This window comes from Rhizobium sp. AN5, assembly GCF_900215255.1.
Lineage (GTDB): Bacteria > Pseudomonadota > Alphaproteobacteria > Rhizobiales > Rhizobiaceae > Agrobacterium > Agrobacterium tumefaciens.
Genome location: NZ_OCMJ01000003.1, coordinates 1 through 14,899, shown reverse-complemented (window position 1 = coordinate 14,899; position 14,899 = coordinate 1). Strand labels below are relative to the sequence as shown.

11 protein-coding genes are annotated in these 14,899 nt (G+C 57.5%); 1 reads left to right on the top strand and 10 read right to left on the bottom strand.

Annotated features, from left to right (window positions below; all coding sequences use genetic code 11):
* Positions 1-30: 30 nt before the first annotated feature.
* From CRP02_RS03545 to CRP02_RS03520, 6 genes are all read right to left on the bottom strand, one after another.
* Positions 31-1,671 carry an acyl-CoA synthetase gene (locus CRP02_RS03545; RefSeq protein ID WP_097170292.1) on the bottom strand — a complete coding sequence of 547 codons (1,641 nt, stop codon included), beginning with the start codon at positions 1,669-1,671 and terminating at the stop codon, positions 31-33.
* The gene (locus CRP02_RS03540) at positions 1,668-2,837 is read right to left on the bottom strand and encodes an acetyl-CoA acetyltransferase (RefSeq protein ID WP_097170291.1); all 1,170 of its coding nucleotides are present in this window, start codon (positions 2,835-2,837) and stop codon (positions 1,668-1,670) included. Before CRP02_RS03540 ends, CRP02_RS03545 begins: the two co-directional genes overlap by 4 nt.
* A complete protein-coding gene (locus CRP02_RS03535; RefSeq protein WP_097170290.1) occupies positions 2,834-3,697 on the bottom strand; it encodes an IclR family transcriptional regulator in 864 nt (287 codons plus the stop codon). The genes CRP02_RS03540 and CRP02_RS03535 overlap by 4 nt, the downstream gene beginning before the upstream one ends.
* A gap of 1 nt (position 3,698) precedes the next feature.
* Complete coding sequence (locus CRP02_RS03530; RefSeq protein ID WP_179783928.1) at positions 3,699-4,502, bottom strand: SDR family NAD(P)-dependent oxidoreductase; 804 nt, start codon at positions 4,500-4,502, stop codon at positions 3,699-3,701.
* A gap of 76 nt (positions 4,503-4,578) precedes the next feature.
* The gene (locus CRP02_RS03525) at positions 4,579-5,589 is read right to left on the bottom strand and encodes a TRAP transporter substrate-binding protein (protein ID WP_097170288.1); all 1,011 of its coding nucleotides are present in this window, start codon (positions 5,587-5,589) and stop codon (positions 4,579-4,581) included.
* Positions 5,590-5,654: 65 nt separating this feature from the next.
* Entirely contained in the window at positions 5,655-7,532 is a 1,878-nt protein-coding gene (locus tag CRP02_RS03520) for a TRAP transporter large permease subunit (RefSeq protein ID WP_097170287.1), read from the bottom strand.
* A 630-nt stretch (positions 7,533-8,162) separates the two neighbouring features.
* On the opposite strand from CRP02_RS03520, the gene CRP02_RS03515 reads away from it, so the two are divergent.
* Positions 8,163-9,251, top strand: a complete 1,089-nt coding sequence (locus tag CRP02_RS03515) for a hypothetical protein (RefSeq protein ID WP_097170286.1) — start codon at positions 8,163-8,165, stop codon at positions 9,249-9,251.
* Between the two features lie 416 nt (positions 9,252-9,667).
* Here CRP02_RS03515 and CRP02_RS03505 read toward each other — a convergent pair whose 3' ends face one another.
* From CRP02_RS03505 to CRP02_RS03490, 4 genes are all read right to left on the bottom strand, one after another.
* Positions 9,668-10,876 (bottom strand): MFS transporter, encoded by a 1,209-nt coding sequence (locus tag CRP02_RS03505; protein WP_097170284.1) that lies wholly within the window; start codon positions 10,874-10,876, stop codon positions 9,668-9,670.
* Between the two features lie 555 nt (positions 10,877-11,431).
* A complete protein-coding gene (locus tag CRP02_RS03500; RefSeq protein WP_097170283.1) occupies positions 11,432-11,941 on the bottom strand; it encodes a hypothetical protein in 510 nt (169 codons plus the stop codon).
* Between the two features lie 495 nt (positions 11,942-12,436).
* On the bottom strand, positions 12,437-13,390 hold the full coding sequence (locus tag CRP02_RS03495; protein ID WP_097170282.1) for a DNA adenine methylase: 954 nt from the start codon (positions 13,388-13,390) through the stop codon (positions 12,437-12,439).
* Positions 13,387-14,844, bottom strand: a complete 1,458-nt coding sequence (locus CRP02_RS03490; protein WP_097170281.1) for a hypothetical protein — start codon at positions 14,842-14,844, stop codon at positions 13,387-13,389. Before CRP02_RS03490 ends, CRP02_RS03495 begins: the two co-directional genes overlap by 4 nt.
* Positions 14,845-14,899: the final 55 nt, after the last annotated feature.

Genomic DNA, 14,899 nt, shown 5'->3' with positions numbered 1-14,899 from the left:
CCGTCTCCTCCCGATTGAATGTCACGCCTGTCAGCCTGTCCGCTTTTCTTCGAAAGTCGGCATCTGACCGCGTTTCTCCAGTTCCTCGCGGATCATTTTCTTGGTGATCTTGCCGTAGGCGGATTTCGGCATGGCATCCCAGAACACCACTGATTTCGGCAGCTTGTAGCGGGCCATCTTGCCTTCCAGATAGGCCTTCAGATCGATGGCGGCGATATCCGCGCCCTCGCGGGCCACGCACACGGCCACACCGACCTCGCCCCACACCGCGTCCGGAACACCCAGAACCGCAGTCTCGCTGATGTCAGGGTGCATGAGGATTTTTTCCTCGATTTCACGCGGATAGATGTTCGAGCCGCCGGAAATATACATGTCGGAGGCGCGCCCGGTGATGTAGAGGAAGCCGTTCTCATCGCGATGACCAAGGTCGCCCGTGCGGAACCAGCCATTGCGGAAGGCTTTGGCATTTGCCTCGGGATTATCGTAGTAGCCGGCGAAAACGGCGGGACCGATTACACAAATTTCGCCGGTTTCGCCTGCGCCAACCTCCTCGCCAGCATCGTTCTGGATCTGCACTTCCATGGCGGTGCGGTCGAAGCCGCAGGTGCCGATGCGCGTTTCCGGACCGTCCTCGGCGTTATGAAAAGAAGGCGGCAGCACGGTGATGTTACCGGTGACTTCACCCAGGCCGAAATATTGGACCAGCACCGGGCCGAGCTTTGCAAGCGCCCGTTTCTGGTCCGCGCGATACATCGGCGCGCCGGCATAGATGACATAGCGCAGCGAGGAGTGATCGAAACGATCCACAGAGGGGTCTTCGACGAGCATTTTAAGGATGGTCGGTACAGTGAAGGCGTTGGTGATGCGCCATTTTTCGATCAGCGCCCAGACGGCGGGCACATCGAGCTTTTCCGCCGCCGGCAGGACGGTTTTCGCGCCATGCGCCACCTGCACCAGCTGGTGAATGCCCGCACCGTGTGAAAGCGGGGCAACGACGATGGAGGCGTCGTCCGGTCCGGTGCCGGGCATCAGATCGCAGAGATGGTTGGTGATGACGAACGCCATCTGGCCATGGGTAAGCACTGCAGCCTTGGGCCGGCCGGTGGTGCCTGAGGTGAAGAAGAACCAACACGGGTCATCCCGATCCACTGCCTGGCTTTTGACTTTGTGCCCCATATGACGGGCCACGATGGCATCGTAATCCTCACCGAACTCTGCCGTGCCGATGGCGATGCTGAAATCGATAGTGCTTGCCTCATGGCTGGCTTTTGCATGATCGGGAAAAGCACTGGCGCAAATCATGCCGCGTGCGCCGCTGGCCTTCGCCAGATAGGCAACTTCATCGGGCGATTGACGGTAATTGGTCGGCACCCACACAGCACCCACGCGGAAGCATGCGAACATGGATTCGAACATCTGGTTGTTGTTGGAGGACTGCACCAGAATGCGGTCCCCCTTTCTGACGTTGAATTCAGTCTCCAGCGCATGGGCCATGGCGTCGACGCGGGCTTCCATTTGAGCCCAGCTCCAAGTCTTTTCACCCCAGACGAAACCGATATGGTCCGGGTTGCGGCGTGCCGCCTGCGTCAGGAAATGCGAGAGGTTCATCACCCGCGTGGTGGAGGGCGCGACCCCGCCCGCGGGATGCTGCACGGCACTTTGCGTCGTCATTTCACACGCTCCATGATCGAGACGTAATTGGCAACCGCCGTGCCCCCCATGTTGAACACGCCAGCTAGGGAGGCATTGGGAATTTGCATGTCGCCTGCCTCGCCCATCAATTGCATCGCCGCCATGACATGCATGGAAACGCCGGTCGCTCCGACGGGATGACCTTTCGATTTCAATCCACCCGATGGGTTGATTGGCAGGCGTCCGGTCTTCAGCGCCGTTCCATCCTGGACAACGCGATATCCTTCACCGGGCTTCGCAAGCCCCATGGCCTCATATTCGATAAGTTCGGCAATGGTGAAGCAGTCGTGCGTTTCAACGAAAGAGAGGTCGTCGAGCGTTGCGCCGGCAAGTTCCAGCGAGCCGGCCCAGGCGCGGCGCGCGCCTTCGAAGGCCAACGGATCGCGACGGCTCAATGCCATGATGTCGTTGACATGCTTGCGGCCCCGGAAACCGATGGCGCGGTTGAGTGTGGCTGCCGTTTCCTCGTCGGCCAAAATGATCGCGGCAGCGCCATCAGAAATCAGCGAGCAGTCGGTGCGGCGCAGCGGGCCTGCGACGTAGGGGTTCTTGTCCGAAACCGTATTGCAGAAATCGAAGCCGAAATCCTTGCGCATATGGGCATAGGGATTGACCGCGCCATTGGCGTGGTTCTTTGCGGCAATCATCGCCAGCTCTTCGGAGCGGTCGCCATAACGTTGAAAATATGCCTGGGCGATGCGGCCGAACTGGCCGGCAAACCCGCCGGGAATATTGGCCTCCTCCGCACGGTAGCAGGCGGAGAGCAGGATTTCGCCCACATCTGCGGTCGGCAGCGCCGTCATTTTTTCGGCGCCGACAACAAGTGCGATGCGGCCGCGCCCGGCTTCGATGAAGTCCATGGCGCTGTAGAGGGCGGCCGATCCTGTTGAGCAGGCATTTTCGAAACGCACTGCGGGCGTATAGGCGAGGCGCTCATCCCCCATCGCTACCAGGGCGCCCTGAAAATCCTGTTTCGAGAAGCCATTGTTCATCACGCCGACGAAAATGCCGTCGATATCGGTGACATCGACGCCCGAATGGTCTATGGCCGGCGCCACGACCGAAGCCATCAGTTGCTCGGTATTTTCAAGGGCCGACTTGCCGAAAGGCGAATGCGCCCAGCCGACGATCTGCGCTTTGCTCATTTGCTCGTTCTCCTCGTTTGCCGTTTCGTGTCGCCTTCACCGCGCGTGCGGGCTCGGCTGGCCATCATTTCTGCGATGCGTGTCTCGATGCGGGTTACTTCCTCGCGCAGCAGCGCTGCCAGTTCCGGCTGGCGCTCCGGCCGCATGCGGCTGTCCACAGCGGCAATGCTCAACGCTCCCGCTACCGCGCCATCAGGCGCGCGGATGGCAACGCCAATACCCCAGGAATTGGAAAGGATCAGGCCGGGGTTGAGCGAATAGCCATTGGCTCTCGTCAACTCGACATCACGGCGCAGGCCCTCAAGCGTTATGCCAGGATAATTAGCGGCAATCAGCCCGCTATTGGCCGCAATGATACTTTCCACCTCGGCGTCTGGCAGCGCCGCCAGCATGGCGAGCGAACCCGCACCAATACCCAACGGGTGTTCGAAACCGGCCTGAAGCGCATGGGTGCGCACCGGCCAGGTGCCTTCTTCTCGGTAAAGGCACAGGGCAAATGTATCACGGCGCACGGAAAGGAAGCTAGAATCCTCCGAGCGGCGGGAAATGCGCGTCAGGCCGTCCTGCGCCATTTGAAGAAGGCCAAACCGGCGCGATGACAGGCTGCCCAGCACATAGGTTTCTTCGCCGAGGTAATAACGCCGCGTTTCCTCATCCTGCTCCACAAGGCCGGCGCGGATCAGAGCCAGCAGCAGGCGGCGGGCCGTCGGCTTGTTCAGTCCGCTTTCTGTCACGATGACCGAAAGCGCCACGCCGCGTTCCGCGTGCCTCCCGACCATGGAGAGCAGCGCCAGAGCCCGGTCCACCGCGCGCGCGCCCGTCAAATCGTTTTCTACCGGGATCGTTGTTGTTGTTGCCATCTCAGGAAAACGCCCCCACCGCACAGCTTTGCCCGCCATCGACCGGCAAACAGACGCCAGTGATGAACTTAGCCTCATCAGATGCGAGAAAAACGGCGGCGCGGGCAATATCGAAGGCATCGCCCATGCGGCCAACCGGGACAGCCGCATTGCGCGCCGCCACCATCTCCTCGACAGACGCATATTGATTGCTGATCTGCTTGTAGATCAGTGGGGTGTCGATCATTCCCGGAAGAATGCAATTGGCGCGAATGCCCTGCCGGGCATATTGCATGGCCAGCGCCACAGTCGCCTGATTTACAGCTGCCTTCATGGCGTAATAGGCAAAATAGGGATAGCCGGTCCAGCGAATGGAGGCGAGCGACGAGATATTAACGATGGCCCCGCCGCCCTGCGCCAACATCAGCGGCAACACAGCCTTGGAGGTGCGATAAACGGAGCCGATATTGAGATCCACCGAGGCGCGAAAGCTTTCCTCATCCAGCTCAACCGGCCCGCCCATATGGGTCACGCCGACATTATTGTGCAGAATATCGATGCCACCAAAGGCCTCGCAGGTGCGGGCAACGGTGGCCGATATGGACTGTAGTTCAGTGACATCGGCGGCAACTGCAATAGCCTCCAAGCCTTCGCCGCGAATGATCTCAGCCGTCTCTTCGGCTGCGTCAGCGGAGAGATCGACACAGGCTACGCGCGCGCCTTCGCGGGCAAATTGCACGGCCGCAGCCTTGCCGTTGCCAAAACCCGGCCCCGATGATCCTGCGCCAAACACAAGCGCGCGTTTTCCCGTCAGGCGACCTGTCAAAGCAGTCTCCATTCCAATCGTCAGACATAGTCGGGTTGGCCCCGCTACGTGCGGGGCCAGTTACTCAACGGGCCGGTCAGGTCAGGCTTGCACCAACGGCCTTTTCAAGAATGGCCCAGGCTTCATCGCCGTATTTGCCCTTCCACTCGGAATAGAAGCCTGCCTCTTTCAGCGCGGCGCGGAAGAGTGTCGCATCCGTGTCGTTGAAGGTCATGCCCTTGGAAACCAGATCTTCCTTGACCGAGGCATTGAGCTTCGCCACATCGGCGCGTTCATCCTTGCCCGACTGGTTGAGGTTTTTGGCGACGATGGCGCGCAGGTCATCCGGCAAACGCTCCCAGGCGCGCTTGTTGGCCAGGAACCAGAACCCGTCCCACATGTGATTGGTGACCGAGCAGAATTTCTGCACTTCGAACAGCTTTGCGGTGGAAATAATCGCCAGCGGATTTTCCTGACCATCGACCACACCGGTCTGCAGCGCGGTATAGACCTCTGCGAAATTGATCGAGGCAGGGGCCGACTTGAACGCCTTGAACATAGAGGTCCAGAGCGGGCTCACCGGCACACGGATTTTGAAGCTTTCGAGATCGGCCGGCGTGGCGATGGGCTTGGACGCGCTGGTGATCTGGCGGAAGCCGTTATCCCAGATTGTGTCCATGGCAACGAGATTCTGCTTGGCAATTTCACCACGGACATATTTACCGAGATCTCCATCCATGGCCGCCCATACGGACTCGTAGTTCGGGAAGGCGAAACCGATGCCGCTGATGGATGCGTTCGGTACCAGCGTCGACAGGATCAGCGGCGAAAGCGTGAAGAATTCAACGCCTCCAGAGCGCACCTGGCTCAAAACGTCCGTGTCGGCACCCAGCTGGCTGCTGGGGAAGATGCTGATATTGACCTGCCCATCGGTCTCTTTGGCGATACGCTCGGCGGCCTCCTTGGCGCGAATGTTCATCGGGTGCGCCGCAGGCAGATTATTGGCATATTTGTAATTGTATTGGGCAGCGCGGGCGCGCGACACGAAGGCGGTGGCCAGTACGGCGGAACCGGCGCCGGCGAGTATGGTACGTCTGTTGATATTCATTGCTTTCTCCTCCCAAAATAAAGCAGGTATCATTCATCGGCGTGGCGGGCGGACCCGCCACGGTCTCAGAGCAGAATGGTCGAAAATCCGGGGATTGCTGCAATCAGCAGCAGGCCGATGATCATGGCTGCGAGATAGGGCCAGATGGCACCCATGGCTTCGTCCGGCGACACGTTGCCGATCTTGCAGGCGATGTAAAAGCCGATACCGATGGGCGGCGCCATCAGGCCGATATTCATGGCGACCACCACGACCATCGAATAATGGATGTCATTGATGCCAAGCGTGCGGGCGATCGGGAACATGATCGGCGCGAGCAGAACGATCGCCGGCAGTCCTTCCAGGACGCAGCCCAGGATCATGAAAATCACGATCGACACGACCATGTAGGTCATCCAGCCGCCCGGAAGATCGGTAATCATCGCGGTCAGCTGGAAAGCAAAGCCGCTCTGTGTCAGCCCCCAGGCCATGGCCGATGCACAGCCGAGGATCAGCAGGATCGCCCCTGAAAGTGCTGCCGTCTCGACCAGCATCGAATAAAGCTTCCTGAGGCTGATGCCGCCATAAAGCACCGCGCCGACGATCATGGCGTAGAGCACGGCAATAGTGGATACTTCGGTTGCCGTGGCGACACCGCCGCCCACCAGGCTGCGGATGAGGAAGGGCAGAACGAGCGCCGGTGCGGCAATCAGGGCTGCCTTGCCGACCTGCGGCCATGGCGTGCGCTTTGCGCCTTCCATGTTTTCATCCCGCGCCTTCCAGCGGGCCAGAACGGCCAGCACCAGAAGCAGTACCATTGCAATCATGAAACCGGAGGTGAAGAGGCCGGCAATAGACACACCTGCCGCCGAACCCAGAACGATCAGCACGATTGAGGGCGGAACCGTATCGGCCATGGCGGCGCCGGTGGCCAGAAGCGCGATCATTTCCTTGGGTTTGTGGCCACGGCGCTTCATTTCCGGAAACAGCGCCGGTGCGACGGTTGCCATATCAGAAACCTTGGAGCCGGAAATGCCGGAGACAAGAAATAGCGAACCGAGCAGAACATAGGACATGCCCGCGCGAATGTGGCCGAACATCGAGGACAGAAGCTCGACAATCGCCTTACCCATGCCGGTTGCATCGAGCACGCAGCCGAGCAGCACGAAGACTGGCACTGACAGCAGAATGATGCCGGACATGCCCTCATCCATGCGCCCGATCATCACAATGGTCGGAACCCAGGTGGTGAAGGTCAGATAGGCGAGGGTTCCAAGGCCGAAGCAGAAGGCAATCGGAACGCCCAGCACCAGAAATACCGCAACGAACAGGCCGAGGAAGATCGCCAGATTGAAATTGCCGAGGGATTCCAGCATCGGCGATGCCAGATAGAGCAGACCGGAGGCAACCGCGACCGTTACAAGGGCCGCAATGATATCGCGCAGATTTTCTCGTCGGAAGAGATTGTTGAGCACCAAAAGCAGCATGAGACAGGCGCCGACCGGCAGCGCCGCAGCGCGAAACGACATCGGAATATTCAGCGCCGCTGACGTGACCACCCACTCCTCGATGGCGTATTCCATGGCGGGCTTGATGATTGCGGCAAGAAATGTCGCCACCAGCACCAGTGCCAGGGAATTGATATAGCCCAGAACACGTTGCGGGAACATGTTGAGAAACAGCGTGAGGCGCAGGTGTTCACTGCGATCGATGGCGATTGCCGCGCCCAGCATGGCAAACCACAGAAAGCACAAGGACGCCGTTTCATCGATCCAGACAATCGGCAGATGCAGGGCATAACGTGACGTCACGCCCAGCACAAGCAGGCCGATCATCACCGCCAGCAGCACCGCCGCCACTGCCTCGATAGGGCGCATGAACCACGAGCCTGTTACCGGCCCGGTGTGCAACAGTTCGCCATCGAGTACAAATACGTCGTCATTCGCGTTTGCGGTCATGGTCATCGGGGCCTCCTCTCCCACAGAACAACCTTCGCAACAAAGGTGTCGGCAAAACAGGATGTCCGTGCCACGACCGCGACATCAGGATAGCTGTTGTTGCCAGACAGGCCAGACCCCTCCAAAGGTCTGAATGTATCGGGATATTGCCTCCACAATATGGACCGTTACAAAACCATGTATCCGGGATACACAGGATATTTCACGAAATCAACAGTAAATAGACGGATTTATGCAGTTAATTTGCGCGCCTTTAAGGTCCATATAGTGGATCATACTTGATGAAACCTCCATTCCCCATGATCGCCATACAGCACTACACCTCATTCAACGGCCAACCATTGCAAATCGTCCCGGCCGACGGGTGCAGGTCGCCATACATCCGGGACGCCTGCGTCGCGCTACGGAGAGCCGACATTTTTTAAAATCGTCCTGCGTCAATGACTGGTTGTGAAACTTTTTGGAGCGCGGCGAGTTTGGTGAAGGAGCAATCAGCTCGCATGTCTCACTGCATATAATCACCGCTACGCGGAGGATTGATCGTCCATTCGGAGGAGATCGCATGAATTCCATCATCTATCTAGTCGGCCTCGTCGTCGTTGTCCTGTTTATTCTCTCATTGCTGGGGTTACGCTGATGGTTGATCCAATTGGTATCGAGACGAATCCAAACCGCAGCTATGTCGACTGGCCCGCAATTTTTGCCGGCGCGGTAATCTCCTCGGGAGCCATGGCTATCCTCACCGCATTCGCAGGCGGCCTTGGCCTGAGTTCAATTTCAGCGGACGATGGTGGCGACATCAGTACAGTCTGGCTCATTATCACCGGGCTCTTTGTCATCATCTCCATGGTCGGCTCCTATATGCTGGGTGGCTATATTGCCGGCCGGATGCGGCGGCCCGCCGGCGCTGCCGATAGAAACGAACTGACCGTTCGCGACGGTGTGAATGGCCTGGTGGTGTGGGGCCTCGGAACGGTTGTTTCCGCGTTCCTCGCCCTTGGCGTATTGTCCGGTGGAGCCAAAGCTGTCGGCAGTGTTGCACAAACTGCCGTAGAGGCAACCGGCTCAGCCGTGGGAAGCGCAGTACAGGGCGCAGGCCAGCTGGCTGGCGGTATCATCTCCGGCGCTGGCAGTGCTGCAGGCGGCCTCGCACAGGGTGCCGGTCAGGCGGCGGCGCCAAGCATAGAGCAGATGCTGCCGCAAGGCTTGAAGACCAATCCTATCGACTACTTCACCGATACGCTTCTGAGAACCGATGCTCCCACCACTCCTGTCCCGGCTGATCAAAGCGCCGGCGACTATCAGCGGCAAATCAGCGGCATTCTCGGTAATCTTCTCGCAACCGGCCAGATTTCCGATGCTGACAAAACCTGGCTCACCAACCAGATTGCAGCCCGTACAAGCATCAGCCAGGCCGATGCGCAGACACGGGTAAACGAGACGGTTGCGCGCGTGCAGGCAGTCAGGGCGGAAGCCCAGAAAAAGGTGGATGAAGCTCAGAAGCAGGTCGAGGCCGTGAAGGCGGAAGCGCAGAAGGCTTTGGAAGACGCCAAGAACAAGGCTGCCGATGCCGCTGAAAAAGCGCGTATCGCGGGCATTCTGACAGCGTTCCTGCTGGCGGCTTCTGCACTCGTTTCCGCTGCTGCTGCTTATATCGGCGCAGTGCACGGCGGCCGACACAGAGACGAAGGCCGCATCTGGGGTGGGCTCGCCTACCGGAAGTAACCAGTGCGCGTGAAAAGAGCGAGCCTCTGCGGCAGTAGTGGCTCGCTCATTGATTACAAATTCGTTTGCATCGAAGACTACGGAAGTGGCTTGATCTCCAACGAGATCGAGCCATTTCGGTCAACCACGATAGGGTTCCACATCCTGCTGCCGAAACCGGGAATTTCAGCGATGCAAAAGCACCGCACCCGGTTGGGATGTGATCTGGAGGCCCCGCCGCTCTGGCGCATGAAGCCGTAGACCAGGCAAGACCTCCGCCGGTGCCGCCCCACTGGGCGCGCGCGGCTAAACAAAGCTCAAACGTCCTGTCCAGCGCGCCAGACCGCAACGAAAATCTGCTCTTCCATGAAACGTCCTGACTGATCCGGAAGATCAGGCAGGATTTTTGCTGAAGGTATCCCGCACAAAGGCAAGGATCACTCTGGACGCTGCAGCAAGGCCAGAGCGACCGTGGATGCAGCCAGTATCGCGGTCAGAGCTAGCGGCGCAGTAGCACCGTAGGAATCGACGATATAGCCGCCGAAAACCGCACCGATACTGATGGCCACCTGAAAGGAAACGACCATCAGGCTGCCTGCCGCCTCCAGCGCGTCGGGTGCGCCGCGGGAAAGGTTGGTCGGCAGCACCACAGGCGCCATGCCGAAGGCAAGGCCCCAAAGGGCGACGAGAGCAAATGCGGCACCGGTATGAACACCCCAGATAACGAGGGCAATCGTCGCAAATGCCATCAGGGCGGCAGTAACGATGAGTGCGAGGCGGATACTGGTGTCAGCCATCCGGCCCCCCAGCACATTGCCGAGTACGGAAGCAACGCCAAAGCCGAGCAGGGCAAGGGCAATCGGCGTGGTGTCAAGCAGCGTCACCTGTTCGAGGAAGGGACGCACATAGACCGAGCCGGCAAAATGCCCTGTCATCAGCAACAGTATTGCAAGCATCCCCAGTTGAACGCTGCGCCGCCGCGTCAGCCTGAAAACATCGGAAAGACTGTTGCTCGTATTTGCCGGCAGAGATGGCAGGCTGAGTATCTGCAACAGCATGGCAATCACGGCAAGCCCCGCCGTCATCGACATGGCAATGCGCCATCCCACCCAGTCGCTGATCAAGGCGCCCATTGAAGGGGCAGCGATGGTGGCGAGCGAAACGCCGAGGGTGACGATAGCCATGCCGCGCCCGGTAGAATTCGCGCCAACGAGCCGCGCCACAACAGCAACCGAAAGCGCCCAGAAACCGCTGAGCGCGATGCCCAGTCCGGCCCGGCCCACCAACAATAGCCAGAAATCGGCAGCAAATGACGCTAGAATGTTGGAGGCGATCGCTAGCGCACTAAGACCGACAAGCACGGTCTTGCGGTTTAGTTTGCCGATGAGAACATTGCTCAGCAGCGCAGTCACAGCGCCAACGGAAGCGGTCGCCGTAACAACCTGTCCGGCTGTACCCTCGGTAATACCGAGATCGCGCGCCATGGGCGTCAACAATCCCGCTGGCAGAAACTCGGCCGATACCAGCGCAAAACTGGTGGCCGCCATCGAAAGAACGGCGAACCAGGTCGCAGCGGTCCATGCGGGTTCCTCGGCGGCCTCCAGGGCAATTGTTGACCCATCAAATTCTGATGTCGTGTCCGTCATGGTCTCTCTCCTTGAGTTGAGAGAGTTTTAGACGAATTTTTTCGGATGATATGTATCTAAAAATCCGAATTTCATACCTATTCCTCCGAATTTTGTGCGTTGCACAATGTTCGGCGGCGCTAGGGGCATGACATTGATGCCATCGCAGACCTGCGCAGGTATGCCGTGAAACATCGTCGAGGTTTTTCTCCATAAGCCAGTGCCCTCCGTCCAGCAGATGAAGCTCGGTGTTTGGTTTGAAGTTTGTTGCTATCGGGATTCTAGGATTGCGTTCCGAGGGCCGAATGCGTGGGCCTGCCCTGTGTAACGGCGAACGAGAATATGATTGCGACGCTGGATAACGGAGGGCGTACCGCAGATGAGCCATCCCCAAGGGGAACTCTGTCTCTGCGGCTCGGCGATTTGGGTTGATCGCCGTCTTGGCTGGATTGCGCCCTCATTCCAATCATTTGGAGTAGGGTATCCAGTTCCTGAAAGCTTCCATTCCTACAGGCGGCGGGCCCAGTTTGGTCAATAGCGCATCATGACTATGTCTGACAGAACGCCCAACAGCGGTCAGGACTGCCACAGTGGAATCACCGGTACGGAGCGGTATCTTTTTTCAAATTCACTGAGAATCATTTCCAGAGTCGCTTCGAAAGTACCAGGTTCGAATGTCGTCGATTTAGGCTCATGGATATAGCGCCAATCTACGAAGGCGTTCCTATGCTGATAAAGTACGTGTTTAATGCCGTAATCGACATAGAAAATGTTGGGGTGGTACGGTGCAATCGACCTCTTAAACTCTTGATCCAGCTTTTCTTGGCTTTCGAATTTGAGCTGGCCGAAGAGCTTGGAGAGGTCATGTGACTTAGAATGTTTAGGGTCATCGAAATCGAAAACGAACCACGCTTTCAATGCCAGCTCCATGGCGAGACCAAGTAGCATGGGTTCAACGCCCATTTCCTTCATGCGAAGGGTGGCGTCTTGCTCGGAAGAGGCCTCCTTGGGAAAACTGCGCGTCTTTCGAAGTACCGCCTTCGCAGCATCGCAAATTCGAATGGCTGTCGTTAAGCGATGACTCATCAGTCAATCTCCAGTTCGCGCGGGCCACATTGGAGTTTTCGAGAGAGCAAGGCAACAGGCCGGCGGACCGATATCGTTGAAGTAAGCGGTTATGCGCCTTCATTTAGGTCGTAGATTTACGATGATGGTACCTCAAGAGTGGCCGTCGCTCCAAATTGCTCATGCGTCCGAAAGGGTTCTATCCGATGCCCCGGCTGTCCGGTGATTAAATTCAGGCCTTGCGGACGTTAAATTGCAACAACAAACAATGTCCGCAAAGATATACCCTTGCGGACAAGGGCCCGCACCTCCGCCTTATGTCCGCGGTGTCAGAACGCGGGTCTGGAGCCGAGATGGTATATGACGCGTGAAGGAAAGTTTGATGCATCAGACCCGTGCCGTCCAAGGGGGAAATAGCTGCAGAAAACAACTTAAATACCCACTCGTAGAAATCCGTCGTATTGTGATTGCTGCTATAGGTCAAACGCCTGAATGTCGTCATCGCACGGTCAAGACTTACATCCGGCTAATAATGAGAGGCCTGACATTTGACACAGATGCAAATTCTGCTTGCTCTGCGACTACTACCGGACCAACCAAGGGAGGCGCTTTCAAGCTATCACAGTAGAACATAACTTCAGAGCCTTGGCGATTACCACGAGCACTATACCCGATGCTATAAGTGGAACGGCGGCGACCAGAGTACATGTTTCGGATCGGCTCTACATTATCGTAGGACACGATCCATTGCTGGTCAACGATCGCGCTCTGCATATAGTCCGCAACAGCTACATGGTCGTCGTTGTTGTAGAAGTCGTAATAGAGTTCGCGACCCTTCTCATAGTATGGAGGGTCCAGGTATATCAGGGTCTTTCGGGGCCAGACCTCTTTGCCTGCACTCAGAAAAGCGATGGCGTCCAGTTTGGTCAGCGACACGCGTGAACCTAACTGCGCAATAGCCCTAATGCGCGCAATAAGATCGCTCGCATTGTATCTTGCGTCGATCTTCCATGGCCCTGTCTGGTTTCTTCCCCCGATGATACCACCGTTCAATATTCCTGAGCGATTAGTCCGGTTCAGGAAAAACGTAGCAAAGCCAACCTCCAGCTGCGAGTACTCTGCTGGCTTCATTAGAACGCGCTTCTGCTTGTCCCATGCTTCTACCGTTCGTGGAGTGTCCGTGATCAAGCGGCTGAGACCTTCAGTCTCATGCAGAACGCTCCACCAGAAGCTGTGAACCAATTCACTCACATCGTTGATATGAATGCGGCGGACGTATTCCTGTAGAAGCAATTCAAGTGCAATACCTGCTCCACCCGCATACGGCTCGACGTATTCGCCATCCAGCAGGTCGTTTGCTGTCAACAGAGCTTTGATGTAAGCGGCCAGCTTGCCTTTACCACCCGGATAGCGAAGTGGCGTGAAGCGAGTAAGACGCTTTGGCAGCGGTCGATCATCATCCGCGCTCATGGCCAAAGCCGTTCAAAAAATGGCTGTGCGTTGTCCCAAGCAACCGTCAAATCTCGCTCCGTAGGGGAGTAGAAGGCGTTGTGCACGTAGGCATGCAGTGTATCGGGATGTAGCGGATTGCTCTTGTCCGACAGTGCTTTGGTAATGCCGGTAAACTCTTTCGCTGGTGCCCCCGCAGAGACCATGTGCTGCACTGCCTCATCAACCTTCTTTGCCAGTTTCTTGTCGGTCATTCTTCCGCCCTGAACCGTTAACGTCAGGCTAATGCCATGCTGTTTTAGGTATTCATCTACCGACAACTCCAGGAACACGCGAAACAGCACCGATATGGCGTGTGGGTACGTTTTGACGTGCAAAGTCCGAAGTTCTTTGGTGACCTCCGCAATCTTTGTGTTGGTTACCCTCAAGACGCACGCCCTAGGTATCAGGGCTGGGCCACGGCTTGCGGATTTCTTTTTTGTTCCCGGATTAGCAGCAGCACTGCTTCCACCGGCTCCACCTGATCCGCCAGCACCAGTGCTGCCTTGCCCTGTGTTTCCACCTTGGCCGGTACTACCTCCTGCCGTACTAGTACTGTTGCTCGCTCCGCTTGCTGCCGATGAGGCCAGAGGCAGAATGGCTTCAATTGGCAGGATGGAACTCGATACAGTTGTCGGGTCTGGTAGATCAGCATCCAGACCGCTTGCGTACGCAACCATTTGAGGCTGGCGCTTGAGGTTAGTGACGGTAACTGTACCCGACGCAAGGTCGCGGACCATTCTTTGGAGCGGTTTGATCAGCTCAGCGAAAGGCAATCCGCTCAGTAGTTTACCACCCTTGATGTCTACGCCAATAATTCCCCGAACAGCAGGGGTTGAGAGCAGGCGATCAAGCGTAGTGATGGGAAAACGCTCAGCAATTCTGGCCCGCTCCACCTCCGTCAGATTGCCTCGCATGGTGACAAAATCCAAGGCCTGTAGCGCGGGATCGTTCCCACGGAACCGGGCACTTGCCACACCGCTCCAATCGACGATGCCACGCCCTTCGTTCTCGCCCGTGTGGCGCTGGTTGATCCACATTGCAGCGTCTTCTCGCGCCACAATATCGAAGCAATCCGCGTCAGCGAGGCCATCACGGTCGAAAGTGGCAGCCAAGTCCTCAAGCCTCTTCTGAACGGGTCCGCGAACCTGCATGCCTGTAAGCACGGTTGGGTTGCGAAGAATTTTAAGCGCCGCCAGCCGTCTGTTTCCCTCAAGTACAATGTACTTGTTTGGCTCCTCGTCGGAAGGGATGACTAGAAAGCGATCCATCGGGTTGAGACCATCTTCCACAATGCTCTCAGCCAAGGCGACAAGCTTAACATCCTGATCGGTCACGATCTTTAGCAGCGCATCACGCTGACTGCTGGCGTCTGCAATACGGGGATTTTTGATGTCTAAACGAAGGTCTTCAATCGGTATAGATTTTGCGGTCATAGGGCCTCTCCAAGCTCGACAGTAGAGACGGCAATCACAACCAGCAAGATCAATC